Here is a 12,484-nt window from a genome sequence, read left to right on the forward strand (position 1 = left end):
CTCCTTGTGTTTTTTCTTGCTGTCCAAACACTTGTGTACTCAAGCCTACTGCGGCGAATACGGCTAAATTGATAATTGTTTTTTTCATAAAAATTAAATTTAAAGTTGTTAATAATTTATTTGTTTAGTAGCTACAGGACTAAAGCCTGCAACTAGGAGTTGAACCAATTGTTTTAAATTGCCAGTAGCAAGTAATGAGTTGTTGTATAAAGCTCTAAGCCTTTTGCCTACGGCGAGGGATAAGTGATGAGTTTTGAGTGATGAGTGATTGCCTGAAGTATTTAGCCTACGGCATAATGCTTTCCAATATCTAATTTCTAAGCTCTTATTTCTAAAATCTATACTTTTGCCTACCGCCTTCGGCTTACGGCTTAAAGCACATAAAAAACGCCCTGCCCCCAGATATATAACACACAACTTAAAGAAAATGAGGACAGGGCTACAGCCCATGGCAAAGAATGCCAAAGAAAGGGCTGCAATATTTTGGCTATAAGCCGTAGGCTTTAAGCCTAAGGCAAGGTTTGATTTTTGAGTCATGAGTTTTGAGTAACTTGCGGCTTTCAACTTATTGCCTATGGCGAGGTTTGAGTGGCTTATAGCCTACGGCTTACTGCCTACGGCAAGGTAAAAGTGAAAAGGATTAAGTGATAAGTGGCTTGTCGCTTTAGGCTTAAAGCCTACGGCAAAGTTTGAGTGAGAAGTGATGAGTTTTGAGTAACTTGTGGCTTTCAACTTATGGCTTATGGCTTGCTGCTCAAAGCCTACTGCGGATATTACAGTGTCACCCTGAACTTGTTTCAAGGTCTTTAAAATTGGAAAATATAACATCCATTCCGTGAGATGCTGAAATTGAAAATTCACGAATCCATAGATATATAATAAAACAGAATGAGTAAATAAATTCAGCATGATAGCATTGAGCGTATCGCCTACGGTAAGTTTTGAATGGCTTGTCGCTTGCTGCTTACTGCATAAAGCGAGGTTTGAGTGATGAGTTTTAATTAATGAGTGGCTTATCGCCTTCTGCTTACTGCCTAAAGCAAATATTGAGTGATTGCCTGAAGCCTTTAGCCTACGGCATAAAGCCATACCCCCCCCTAAGTTCTAAGCTCTCATCTCTAAGCTCTTTTTTCGAAAAAAAGTTGTATAATACGCGCGCTACGCAGGAATTAACCTGTGTGTGTTTACACAATTTTCTGAAACCACCAAATTATTTGAGTAGTTTTTTTGAAAAAGTTTTATTTCTGTGAAAATGTGTAACATAATGGGGGCAAAAATATGGGTATTTTTTTTATTGTGCAATAGGATTTAGAAATTAGAGCTTAGAAATTAGATTTTAGAAGAATTATAAATGCTAAATGATAGATTTTAAATTAAAAATGAAGAGTTAAGAGTTTTGAGTAGCTTACTGCTTAAAACCTACTGCCTATTGCTGTTCTTGTCTAAATTCTTATATCTAAGCTCTAGGCTCTAATATCTATAAAATTATTTCTCTATCTTTGTCGCAAAATTACATCCTTTACTAGTATGGGTAAGAAACATATTGCAGTCGTTATGGGCGGCTATTCAGACGAGTATGTTGTTTCACTTAAAAGTGGACAACTCATTTATGACTCTCTAGACAGGGCTTTATATCACGTGTATAAAGTCGTAATATTACAAGATGAATGGTACCTGCTTACCGAAGACGAAAAAAAGTTACCAATTGATAAAGGTGATTTTTCGGTAAAGCTTAATGATGGAAGTTCTCTCAAATTTGATGTGTGTTTTAATATTATTCATGGAGCACCAGGCGAAAATGGTATTTTACAAGCCTACTGGGACGCTATTGGTCAAAAATATACGGGCTGTCCATTTTACCAAAGTGCCTTAACTTTTAACAAAAAAGATACACTTTCTGTATTAGCAAAATATGGTATCCCTTCTGCCAAAAGTGTTTACCTAAGAAAAGGTGATGCCTATGAGGTAGAGCAAATTATTGAAGATTTAAAACTGCCGTTATTTGTAAAACCCAACCAAAGTGGCTCGTCTCTTGGAATTTCTAAAGTAAAAAAAGTAGAAGAATTTGAAACCGCTCTAGAAAAAGCCTTCGCCGAAGATGATGAAGTCTTAATTGAAAGTTTTTTAGATGGTATAGAAGTTTCTGTCGGCGTATTAGATTATAAAGGCGAAACCACCGTGCTAGGCATTACAGAAATTGTGCCTGACAAAGAATTCTTCGATTATGAAGCCAAGTATTTAGGCGCATCGCAGGAAATAACGCCCGCTAGAATAGATGAAGACACCCAAAAAATGGTAGAAAACATAGCGAAAAAAGCCTATAATTCATTAGGGATGAGTGGTTTTTCGAGAAGTGAGTTTATCATCATGAACGGAACACCTTATATGCTGGAAATGAATACCAACCCTGGCTTTTCCCCAGCAAGTATTCTTCCTCAACAAGCTAAAATTTATGGAATTTCCATTAAAGATTTATGTGGCAACGAAGTGGAAAAAGCCTTAGCCAAACCTTAAAAAAACAAAACTATCTTATGAGAGTTGCTGTATTCCCAGGGTCTTTTGATCCTATTACTTTAGGACATTACGATATTATAGAAAGAGCCTCTGGACTTTTCGATAAATTAATCATCGCTATTGGACAAAATTCGCAAAAAAACTATATGTTTCCACTAGAAAAGCGGATTGAGTTTATTAAAGCCTCTACTGCCCATTTTGGAAATATTGAAGTAGACCATTTTGAAGGCTTAACGGTAGATTATTGTCTAAAGAAAGACGCCCAATTCATCTTAAGAGGACTGAGAAACCCTGCCGACTTTGAGTTTGAAAAAGCCATTGCTCATACCAATCGCACATTGGCACATAGGAAATTAGAAACGGTATTCTTGCTTACTTCATCAGGAAAATCGTTTATTAGCAGTAGTATTGTAAGAGAAATCATTAACCACGGTGGGGAATACGAACTACTCGTTCCCGATGCCGTAAGAATCTAACCAAGTTTTGAGTTTATTATACATCAATGAAATGCTTACCCATGAGCATGTCAATTTTTTAATTGAATTTTTAGGGACTATCTCTTTTGCCATGTCGGGAAGTTTTGCCGCTATGCAAAGAAGGCTAGACCCTTTCGGGGTTTTGATTATTGCCTTCGTTACTGCGGCTGGTGGTGGTACCGTAAGAGATTTGCTTTTAGATGTGCCCGTGTTTTGGATGTACGACCTTTGGATGTGTGCTGTTATATTTGTTACTTGCATCGTCTCTATGATTTTCAAATCCATTGAAAACAGCTTTAGGGTTACGCTATTTATATTCGATAGTTTTGGATTGGGTCTATTTACTATTGTTGGGGTACAGAAGGGACTCCATGCCAATTTACATCCGATTATTTGTATTACACTAGGAACAATTACGGGTTGCTTTGGGGGAATTATTCGGGATATTTTGTTGAATAGGATTCCACTTATTTTTAGAAAAGAAATTTACGCTACGGCATGTATTGTAGGCGGTGGTAGTTTTATTTTACTCACCCAATACACCCCACTATCCTATACTTTTATTCAAATTATCACCATATTACTTATTGTCTCGATAAGAACTTTATCGGTAAAATACCATTGGCAAATTCCAAAATTCTATGTATAAAAAAGGCTAAACTGTCTATTCAGTTTAGCCTAAAGTGTCTATTTTAACTACTATATCTAATGATTCGAAAGCATCTGATGGAGCGTAATTCTTAAACTCTCTAGTTCCGCTCTTCTATCATCTATTTTCTCAAAAGTATCCTTAAGCAACGGATTCTCTCTCGTTGGATTGCTAAAGAATGCCAAGTTGTTTTCCAACTTCACTACCTCAGCTTCCATATCTGAAATTTGATTTTTAAGTTTGCGTGCTTTATCGGTCAATTGAGATTCAGACAAGCCTTCTTCCCTTAAATCATATTCGTTAAGATTATTGAGTTTGAGTTTTTGCTTAAGGGTTTTATTAAACTCTCTATTGATGCTCAGTTTATCTTTAGGTACTTTGCCAATAGCGTTCCATTGATTTTTAATTTCTTCAATTTTTGCAAGGCTATCCTCTCCTTTCGCAATCGTTTTCAGGGTATCTAAAAGGTCTTTTTTCTGCTTGTAGTTTTCATTCCAATTATCCCCTGCGGCATCGCTCTTACTGCGGTATTGGTCAAAGAAATAGTTACACGCTTCTCTAAATTCGCTCCATACCTTATTGGCTTGGCTTCTTGGCACATGCCCAATACTTTGCCATTCCTTCTGAAGTTTTTTAAACAAAGGTACCATGGTATCCCAATCTTCGGAATGTTTATTATCTTCAGCCGTTTTTATCAGCTTATATTTAGCCTCTAGATTTTTAATTTGAGCCTCTTTCAGACCTTTATAAAAATTATTTTTTGCTGAATTAAAGGCTCTAACGCTCTGTTTAAAATTAGTCCAGTTTTGATTGGATAATTTCTTCGGTACACTACCCAGTTTGATAAATTCCTCTCTAAGGGCTTCCATTTTTTTAATGGCTTTTTGCCAATAATTATGGTTCGGCTCTTTTTCTGGGTGGGTCAATGCCTTTATTTGTTCAATAATCGTATTTTTCTTTTCTAAATTCAAATTTTGCTGGGCTTCCAATTGTGCATAAAGTTCAGATTTTCTACCATGCATTTGGTCAGATAATCCTTTAAACTCTTGCCAAGTTGGTTCTCTATATTCTTCTGCTACGGGTACAGCTTCTTCTTTCCATAACTTGTGCAAATACTGCAATTCGTTTAGGGCTTTTTGTACATTTGGTTCTTCTAGAAGTTCTTTAGCACGGGCAATAATAAGTTTTCTTTTTTCCAAATTGTGTTCATACTCTTGCTCTCGGTATTCTTTATTCAAATCGAGCATTTCGTAGAACCCATTAAGGTGATGATAATAATCGTTGTTCAACAATCTAAAATCAGATTTTGCCACTTTCCCCGCTTGAGCCCACGCTTCTTTAATCTCTCTAATGGCTTTGAATAAATTAGTCCCTGGCTCTGTATTGGTATAGAGGTTTTTTAGTCTTTCAATAATCCCTTGTCTTTCCTCTAAATTTTTTTGATGCTCTTCCGTTTGCTGCTGATGAAAAACCTCTTGTTTTTCCTTAAAGATATTGATGAGTGCCGAAAATTTAGCTTGTAATGGATGCTCATATTGAAAAGGCTCTGTCTCTTCACTGGCTTCGTGCGCTTCCTTTTTGTCCTGAGCTTCTTCCTCTATTTTTTCAGCGATGCTATGTTTTAACGCATTAAACTTCTTCGCTAACCCTCCAGCATTACCTTGATTGATGAATTGTTCCAATTTATCCACCAATTCTTTTATGGAAAGTTTTTCGTTTTCTTCCTGTTCTTCATTGTCTTCTGTATCGTCCTCGCTTTCCTCGTATCCTTCTTCTAAGGGCGTAAATGTAGTTTCAGGCAAATCTGGAGATGGCGTTTGTGCCAATCTTTCTACAATAGATTCTTGAATGTTTTCAGAAGTTTCCTGAGGTTTTAACTCCTCGTTTTCAGAATGGTTTACATCGTTATTCATAGCAAATATAATTTTTTAAACTTATTGCATTAGACTTTAGTTTTAGCCTAATTTCCGTCGGCACTAAATTAAAATAATTTTATACAATATTCCAAATTTTCCACGCTTTTTCTGCCTGCTGTTCCAACATAAACAGCCCATTAGCCGTTTTAGCATTTTTTCTAGTGGCTTCTTTTAGTAGTTTAGTTAGGTCTGGATTATAGATAAGGTCTATCACCAAATGTTTGTCCGTAATGCCTCCAAATGGAAAAGGTACACAGTCTTCCACATTGGGATAAGTCCCCACAGGCGTACACTGGACTAAGATAGGATACTCTTGAACCATCGTCTCATTTAAGTCTTCAAACTTTAGCGTTCCCTTTCTTGACACCACCTGATAAGGAATACCTTTTTGTTCTAAAACATACTTTACCGCCTTTGCCGCACCGCCATCACCTAGGATTAAGGCTTTATCTTGATGAGGCATTAGGTGTAAATCCAGTGTTCTTTCAAAGCCGAAGGCATCGGTATTATAGCCTATTTTTTTACCATCCTTTATCGCTACTGTATTGACGGCACCTATCGCTCGGGCTTCTTCGCTTAACTCATCAAGGTAGTCGATCATTTGAACTTTATAGGGTATTGTTACATTAAAACCCACTAAATTTGGGGTTTGGAGTATAGCTGTAACCTCTTCTATCGAGGGAATATCAAACACGGTATAGGCAATGTCTTTTAAGAATAGTTTTTGAAATTTACCTTCAAAGTATTTTTTCGAAAATGAATACGAAATGTTTTTACCGATGAGTCCCAGTTGCTTCATAGTATAGTGAAATTTTATTCAAAGTTAATCAATTTATAGTTTATAGCCTTAGGTTTCGCTTGGCTTTTTCCCAAAGGGCGTCCATTTCCTCCAAAGACAGTTGCTCCAAAGTTTGATTTTGGTCTGCGGCTAAGGTTTCCATCATTTTAAATCGGGTGATAAACTTTTGGTTTGTTCGCTCCAATGCCGTATCTGGATTGATGCCTTTTAGCCTTGCATAATTGATGATTGAGAACAAGACATCGCCCAATTCTTCCTCTTTTTTATGAGGGTCTTCCTCGTGATGAAACTCTTGCAGCTCCTCCTCTACTTTTTGCCAAGCGGCTTCTGCATTTGGAAACTCAAACCCTGCACCTCGCACTTTGTCCTGTATTCTATACGCTTTTATCAGTGAGGGTAAGCCCTTTGGTACACCAGATAGTACGGAGATATTACCTTCTTTTAGTTTCAGCCGTTCCCAGTTTTTCTTTACTTCGTCTTCATCTGCCACTTGAGTATCGCCATAGATATGAGGGTGTCTAAAGATAAGTTTTTCATTTAACGCCTTTATGGCATCACCGATGTCGAACTGCTTTTGCTCCGAGCCTATTTTGGCATAAAACACCAAGTGTAGCAAAACATCGCCCAGTTCCTTTTTTATTTCTGGATAATCTTCGTCCAGCAAGGCATCGGATAGTTCATAGACTTCTTCTAAAGTAAGGTGCCGTAAGGATTGTAGGGTTTGCTTTCTATCCCAAGGACATTGTGCTCGCAAATCATCCATAATGTTGAGTAATGCTTCAAAAGCTTGTAGTTGTTCTTGTCGAGTAGTCATAAGCGAGAATTTATAGGTTTGAAGGGTGAGGGATAAGGTTTGAGGGAGCTAGTTTAATCATTACAGGGTCTATCTTAGAGGTTGCAGGGTCTATTTTAATACCCGTANGGTCTGGNTTAATCATTATAGGGTCTATCTTAGAGGTTGCAGGGTCTATTTTAATACCCGTAGGGTCTGGTTTAGAGGTTGAAATCATTAAAAAAATTGATACAGTGCTAATCTTTATCCGCCAAATAAGTTCTCCATCGGTCTACGGCTTGTTGCATATCCTTCGGCATGGGACTTTCAAAATATAGTTCCTCCTTAGTGGTAGGGTGTACAAATCCCAAAGTATGGGCGTGTAGTGCATGGCGAGGCAATACTTCAAACACATTTTTTACAAATTGTTTGTATTTAGGCATATTCACACCTCTTAGGATTTGGTTGCCTTCGTAGCGTTCATCATTAAATAATGTATGCCCAATGTGCTTAAAGTGGGCTCTAATCTGGTGCGTTCTTCCCGTTTCCAGTTTACATTCTACCCAAGTCATATATCTAAAGCGTTCCAAAACCTTGTAATGGGTAACGGCGTGTTTCCCAAAGCTGCCGTCCTCAAAAACCGCCATCTGCATTCTGTTTTTAAGATGCCTACCGATATGCCCGCGTATAGTCCCCGTATCCTCCTGAAGATTGCCCCAAACAAACGCCCAGTAGAGGCGCTTAGTAGTTCGGTTAAAAAATTGTTTTGCCAAAAAACTCATGGCATATTCGTTTTTAGCTATCACCAATAGCCCAGAGGTATCCTTATCTATACGGTGTACCAGCCCTACTCTATCCAAATCGGTTTTAAGTCCATTTTTTTCAAAATGGTAAGCTAGGGCATTAACTAGTGTACCGTCCCAATTACCAAAGCCTGGGTGGACTACCATGCCCGCCTCTTTGTCTACCACTAGTAAATCCTCATCTTCATAAATGATATTAATGGGAATATCCTGCGGTACAATTACATTTTCGCGGGGTGGGTGCGCCAGCAATACCGAGATTTCATCGCCTGGCTTTACTCTATAATTTTGTTTTACGGGTTTTCCATTCACCACTACATTCCCTGCTCTGCAAGTTTGAGAGATTTTATTTCGAGAGGAGTTTTGTCTAAAAATCAGCAGGTATTTATCTATCCTAAGTGGTTCTTGCTTTTTATCTACCACTAAATTAAGGTGTTCATAAAGCCCACTACTTTCCTCATTATACTCCTCCTCTTGGATATGGTCTTCTAATTCGTCTTGCTCTTTCATTGGTCTTTAGATAAAAGGCTTTGACGGATGCCAAAGCCTTTTTTATATATTGTAAGTTATTATTCTATGATGACTTTTTTAGTCTTTGGTTTCTCTTCTGACTTCGGTTTTTGAGGTTCTGAAGTTTTAGGTTTTGCCTCTGGCTTTTTAGGTTGGTTAGGCACCTCGGATTTAGGTTTAGAAGGCTTTGGCTGTACTTCTGGTGCTGACGGCTCTGGAGCGGCTTCTGGCATATAATCCTCTTCATAATAAGACGGTGCTACAGGCTCCAACCTTACTCGATAGATTTGATTTAAACTATTAACCTTTTCCTGCATCTCTGCCAAAGTCTTTTTAGTTGCCCAAATATCTACCTGCATACCTTGGTCTCTAAGGCTCCCTGGTGCTGGGTCTTGGTAATACACAATATCCGAGCCATCATTTTTGCCATCTTCGTGCTCTACTAAACCTATAGAAAAATAAGTTTGTTCAATGATGTTTTTAGCTTGTTCCACCGTCATACCTACTACATTAGGCACGGGGATATTTCTTCTAGGTCCAGAGCCTATCACCAAATCAATCACTGAAAATCTAGGCAGTGTAGTTCCTGGTTTTAAAGCCATACCATTGTATTTCATCCCAATAACGGCATCGGGCTGGATACTTGGCTCGTATACGGTATCGCCTACCTTTAGTCCTATTCTTTCCAACTGAGCAAATACAGTATTTTTATAACGGTTTAAGATGTCTGGAACAGTAACGGGTGCCCAAGTTCTAGGATTAACCTTTAAGCGTACCGAACGGCTTTCTTTAACTCTAGACCCCGCCGATGGGTAAACTTGTAATACTTGGAAAGATTTATATTTAGGATCATATTTACCACTATCCACTTCGTAATCTAGTCCAGCATCGTCCAAGACTTTAATAGCTTCATGCATCGTCATATTTACAACACTTGGAACTGGTACCTCTTTACCATGATTGGTATGTACTTCTAGCCAACAAAAGGTTAGCCATACCAAACCAAATAAAATACCTATTGCAACTACTAAATTCAGTAATACCTTCCAATGGAAAATAGATTTAAACATAATTTTAAATTATAAACTTTTGAGCAAATATAATACTTTCTGCGGAAGTAGAAGTCATGCTGAAGGGATTAAGTTAAAATCCCGTACTACGCCGAATGGTTTTAAGGGCTAAACTACCAAAAAATCCGCCTAATAAAAACCCAACACTAGCACCAAATACAATATCTAATGGAAAATGTACCCCAAGATAAATACGGCTATAAGACACGAATACTGCCCAGAAAAACACCATCGCAGAGAAATAGTTGATTTTTTTCTCAAACAACATCGACATAAAAGTAGCTATAAAAAAAGTATTAGATGCATGAGCGGAGTAAAAACCATACTGTCCCCCACACTTCACCTCTCTTACTAGCCCTTCCAAAGTAGCATCATGGCACGGTCTTAAACGGTGTACGCCTACCTTAAAAATATTAGCCAACTGGTCCGAAACTACAATCCCTAATACAATAAATAGTAGAATATAAAGTACCGAACGCTTATCGAAATGCTTTAAAATTAAATAGAGAAAGATAATATACAAAGGAATCCAAGTCAGTTTACCCGAAACCAAAATCCAAAATGCATCAAAGGATTCATTTCCCAATTGATTAAGAAACAAAAATAAGGATTTGTCGTATTGAATCAGTTCATGCATATTATTATTTACGGCTTACAGGACCTTCGTAGGTGTCATCATCTTGTGGTGGTAATTTAGGCTGTGGTTTTGGTTGAGCACCATCCAAATCTTTATTCACCATTTCCGATACCTCGGTAATTTGTTTTTTTATATCATTAACGGGGTTAATATCCGACACCGAATTTTTAACTTGTTCTATTTCCTTTTTGATATCCGATACTGAGGTATCCGTTTCCTTCATGATTTCGGTTTTGATGTCTTCCATCGCCGATTTCATTTTTCTAATGCCATGTCCCAACTCCCTAGCAATTTCAGGAATTTTCTTAGGACCAAATAAAATAACTATCAGTAGTACAATGACTACCATTTCGCTAAAACCTAAATCTCCCATGATGCGAAATTACAAAACTTTGATATAATATCCATTAAAATTAAAACGATTTATTCCTCTTGAATACATAATAAATGAGCACCGCACTAATCATCATCAATATAAAGCCTAATAAAAATGAGGCTCCAGCAAACTCAAACGGCGCTTCATCATGCGTGAAAAAATAGAATATATTAGTCATTAATGGTGGCCCAATGATACTGGTAAGGCTTACTAAACTCGTTAAAGCCCCTTGCAAATCGCCTTGTTCGTTAGCAGGAATTTTGGAAGATATAACCGATTGTAAAGTGGGTCCCGCAATACCGCCCATACAATAAATGCCTAAAATGGCAAACATCATCCAACTTTGATTTGCAAACGCAAATAATAACATACCTAAACCGTACAACATCACCCCATAAATAATGCTGCGTTTGTCCCCAATTTTAGGATTAATTTTTCTGATTATCACCCCTTGAACTAATGCTGTAAGTGCACCCATAACCCCTAATGAAATCCCGACAGTTTTCTCACTCCAATCAAATCGGTACATTCCGAAATAAGTCCAGTTGGTTTGCACCGCATGAGCCGCAATATAAACCAAAAACCATGCGCCTACTAAGCCAGAAATACTCGGATATTTCTTTAAATGCATGAGTGAACCTACGGGATTTGCACGCTTCCAATTAAATGGGCGTCTACGCTCCTTGGGTAAACTTTCTGGCAGTACAAAAAGTCCATAAATAAAATTGATCAAACATAATATTCCTGAAGCTAAAAATGGTATTCTAGAACCATATTCTCCTAAAATACCTCCCAAAACAGGCCCTATAATAAAGCCTAATCCAAAAGCCGCCCCTATCATTCCGAAATTTTTGGAACGGTCTTTTTCTGTACTAATGTCTGCAATATAAGCACTAGCCGTGGTAATGCTAGCCCCCGTAACGCCCGATAACATACGCCCTACAAACAACCATATAATCGTAGGTGCCCACGCCTGAAGAAAAAAGTTAGCCGAAAAGCCTAACAATGAAAATAAAATAATAGGACGCCGCCCAAATCGGTCACTTAAATTCCCTAATACCGATGCAAATATAAACTGCATAGCTGCATAAGAAAAACTGAGCCAGCCTCCATATTTAGACGCCTCGCTGATGTCTCCTTGTATCAGCTCTTCAATCAACTTTGGAACTACTGGAATAATAATCCCCCAGCCTGTAATATCAATTAATAGAGTGATAAATATAAAGCCGACTGCCGCAGATTTTTTGGATTGGTGCAACATAGATTTAAATCAATGAATTTTATAGCACACAAAACTACTCATAAAAAATGAAATCTAAGGGGCTAATCTTGAGATTTTCCAATCAAAATTTTCATCTAACCGATAGCGAATACGGTCGTGCAAGCGGTTGGGTCTACCTTGCCAAAATTCTATTTCGTAAGGCTTTGCAATATAACCGCCCCAATGCTCTGGTCTAGGAATTTCCTTTCCTTCAAACGCTTGTTCTAAAGTTTTTAATTTTTCCTCCAGAAACATTCGGCCTGGAATGACTTCACTCTGCGGCGATACCAATGCACCTAATTGACTCCCTCTAGGGCGAGATGAAAAGTAACCATCACTAAGGTTTTGAGGTAATTTTTCAATATGGGCTTTAATGATAATTTGTCGTTCTAATGGTGGATAAAAAAAGTGTAAACAAACCTTCGGTATTTCTGAAATGGCTCGTCCTTTCTGGCTGTTATAATTAGTGTAAAAGATAAAACCTTCCCAAGTGTAAGCTTTCAGTAAAACCATTCTGGTTCTCGGGCAACCATCGGCATCTACCGTTGAAATTGCCATAGCATTCGCCTCAGAAATAGCTGGATGATTTTCAGCATCTGTAAACCACTCACGAAATTGTTCAATAGGATTTTCCTTTATTTCACTTTCTATAAGCTGTCCTTTGTCGTAAACTTTTCTTTTATCGTGTAAATCTTCCATAT

At 37.8% G+C, this 12,484-nt stretch carries 14 protein-coding genes; 3 read left to right on the plus strand and 11 right to left on the minus strand.

The window, feature by feature from the left end; all coding sequences use genetic code 11:
• Window positions 1-108: 108 nt before the first annotated feature.
• Both C237_RS0106950 and C237_RS0106955 read right to left on the minus strand, forming a co-directional pair.
• On the minus strand, window positions 109-537 hold the full coding sequence (locus tag C237_RS0106950; protein ID WP_018675778.1) for a hypothetical protein: 429 nt from the start codon (window positions 535-537) through the stop codon (window positions 109-111).
• Between the two features lie 63 nt (window positions 538-600).
• Window positions 601-1,089 (minus strand): hypothetical protein, encoded by a 489-nt coding sequence (locus tag C237_RS0106955; RefSeq protein ID WP_018675779.1) that lies wholly within the window; start codon window positions 1,087-1,089, stop codon window positions 601-603.
• Window positions 1,090-1,527: 438 nt separating this feature from the next.
• Between C237_RS0106955 and C237_RS0106960 the strand changes: the two genes are divergently transcribed.
• Genes C237_RS0106960 through C237_RS0106970 form a run of 3 tightly spaced genes read left to right on the plus strand, consistent with a single transcriptional unit; the run spans window position 1,528 to window position 3,639 of the window.
• On the plus strand, window positions 1,528-2,514 hold the full coding sequence (locus C237_RS0106960; protein WP_018675780.1) for a D-alanine--D-alanine ligase: 987 nt from the start codon (window positions 1,528-1,530) through the stop codon (window positions 2,512-2,514).
• 17 nt (window positions 2,515-2,531) lie between these two features.
• Complete coding sequence (gene coaD / locus C237_RS0106965; protein ID WP_018675781.1) at window positions 2,532-2,990, plus strand: pantetheine-phosphate adenylyltransferase; 459 nt, start codon at window positions 2,532-2,534, stop codon at window positions 2,988-2,990.
• 31 nt (window positions 2,991-3,021) lie between these two features.
• Entirely contained in the window at window positions 3,022-3,639 is a 618-nt protein-coding gene (locus C237_RS0106970) for a trimeric intracellular cation channel family protein (RefSeq protein WP_018675782.1), read from the plus strand.
• Between the two features lie 56 nt (window positions 3,640-3,695).
• Here C237_RS0106970 and C237_RS0106975 read toward each other — a convergent pair whose 3' ends face one another.
• The 9 genes from C237_RS0106975 to pdxH form a co-directional block, all read right to left on the minus strand.
• Window positions 3,696-5,552: a DUF349 domain-containing protein gene (locus tag C237_RS0106975; protein ID WP_018675783.1), complete on the minus strand. Its 1,857-nt coding sequence runs from the start codon at window positions 5,550-5,552 to the stop codon at window positions 3,696-3,698.
• Window positions 5,553-5,631: 79 nt separating this feature from the next.
• A complete protein-coding gene (locus C237_RS0106980) occupies window positions 5,632-6,354 on the minus strand; it encodes a shikimate dehydrogenase family protein (protein ID WP_018675784.1) in 723 nt (240 codons plus the stop codon).
• Window positions 6,355-6,394: 40 nt separating this feature from the next.
• Window positions 6,395-7,168, minus strand: coding sequence for a nucleoside triphosphate pyrophosphohydrolase (gene mazG, locus C237_RS0106985; RefSeq protein WP_018675785.1), 774 nt, complete (start codon window positions 7,166-7,168; stop codon window positions 6,395-6,397).
• 215 nt (window positions 7,169-7,383) lie between these two features.
• Entirely contained in the window at window positions 7,384-8,439 is a 1,056-nt protein-coding gene (locus tag C237_RS0106995) for an RluA family pseudouridine synthase (protein WP_018675787.1), read from the minus strand.
• 59 nt (window positions 8,440-8,498) lie between these two features.
• Window positions 8,499-9,509, minus strand: a complete 1,011-nt coding sequence (locus C237_RS0107000) for a PASTA domain-containing protein (RefSeq protein WP_018675788.1) — start codon at window positions 9,507-9,509, stop codon at window positions 8,499-8,501.
• A gap of 73 nt (window positions 9,510-9,582) precedes the next feature.
• Window positions 9,583-10,146, minus strand: a complete 564-nt coding sequence (locus tag C237_RS0107005) for a phosphatase PAP2 family protein (RefSeq protein ID WP_026315548.1) — start codon at window positions 10,144-10,146, stop codon at window positions 9,583-9,585.
• Window positions 10,147-10,150: 4 nt separating this feature from the next.
• A complete protein-coding gene (locus tag C237_RS0107010) occupies window positions 10,151-10,519 on the minus strand; it encodes a Sec-independent protein translocase subunit TatA/TatB (RefSeq protein WP_018675790.1) in 369 nt (122 codons plus the stop codon).
• 40 nt (window positions 10,520-10,559) lie between these two features.
• A complete protein-coding gene (locus C237_RS0107015) occupies window positions 10,560-11,783 on the minus strand; it encodes a TCR/Tet family MFS transporter (RefSeq protein WP_018675791.1) in 1,224 nt (407 codons plus the stop codon).
• A 54-nt stretch (window positions 11,784-11,837) separates the two neighbouring features.
• Complete coding sequence (gene pdxH, locus C237_RS0107020; RefSeq protein ID WP_018675792.1) at window positions 11,838-12,482, minus strand: pyridoxamine 5'-phosphate oxidase; 645 nt, start codon at window positions 12,480-12,482, stop codon at window positions 11,838-11,840.
• Window positions 12,483-12,484: the final 2 nt, after the last annotated feature.

Source organism: Riemerella columbina DSM 16469 (genome assembly GCF_000374405.1).
Classification (GTDB): domain Bacteria; phylum Bacteroidota; class Bacteroidia; order Flavobacteriales; family Weeksellaceae; genus Riemerella; species Riemerella columbina.

What these genes read in the sequence shown, in the direction of transcription:
- C237_RS0106950 (WP_018675778.1), bottom strand. Translation starts at nt 537, where the DNA reads ATGACTCAAAAATCAAACCTTGCCTTAGGCTTAAAGCCTACGGCTTAT.
- C237_RS0106955 (WP_018675779.1), bottom strand. Translation starts at nt 1,089, where the DNA reads ATGGCTTTATGCCGTAGGCTAAAGGCTTCAGGCAATCACTCAATATTT.
- C237_RS0106960 (WP_018675780.1), top strand. Translation starts at nt 1,528, where the DNA reads ATGGGTAAGAAACATATTGCAGTCGTTATGGGCGGCTATTCAGACGAG.
- coaD (WP_018675781.1), top strand. Translation starts at nt 2,532, where the DNA reads ATGAGAGTTGCTGTATTCCCAGGGTCTTTTGATCCTATTACTTTAGGA.
- C237_RS0106970 (WP_018675782.1), top strand. Translation starts at nt 3,022, where the DNA reads ATGCTTACCCATGAGCATGTCAATTTTTTAATTGAATTTTTAGGGACT.
- C237_RS0106975 (WP_018675783.1), bottom strand. Translation starts at nt 5,552, where the DNA reads ATGAATAACGATGTAAACCATTCTGAAAACGAGGAGTTAAAACCTCAG.
- C237_RS0106980 (WP_018675784.1), bottom strand. Translation starts at nt 6,354, where the DNA reads ATGAAGCAACTGGGACTCATCGGTAAAAACATTTCGTATTCATTTTCG.
- mazG (WP_018675785.1), bottom strand. Translation starts at nt 7,168, where the DNA reads ATGACTACTCGACAAGAACAACTACAAGCTTTTGAAGCATTACTCAAC.
- C237_RS0106995 (WP_018675787.1), bottom strand. Translation starts at nt 8,439, where the DNA reads ATGAAAGAGCAAGACGAATTAGAAGACCATATCCAAGAGGAGGAGTAT.
- C237_RS0107000 (WP_018675788.1), bottom strand. Translation starts at nt 9,509, where the DNA reads ATGTTTAAATCTATTTTCCATTGGAAGGTATTACTGAATTTAGTAGTT.
- C237_RS0107005 (WP_026315548.1), bottom strand. Translation starts at nt 10,146, where the DNA reads ATGCATGAACTGATTCAATACGACAAATCCTTATTTTTGTTTCTTAAT.
- C237_RS0107010 (WP_018675790.1), bottom strand. Translation starts at nt 10,519, where the DNA reads ATGGGAGATTTAGGTTTTAGCGAAATGGTAGTCATTGTACTACTGATA.
- C237_RS0107015 (WP_018675791.1), bottom strand. Translation starts at nt 11,783, where the DNA reads ATGTTGCACCAATCCAAAAAATCTGCGGCAGTCGGCTTTATATTTATC.
- pdxH (WP_018675792.1), bottom strand. Translation starts at nt 12,482, where the DNA reads ATGGAAGATTTACACGATAAAAGAAAAGTTTACGACAAAGGACAGCTT.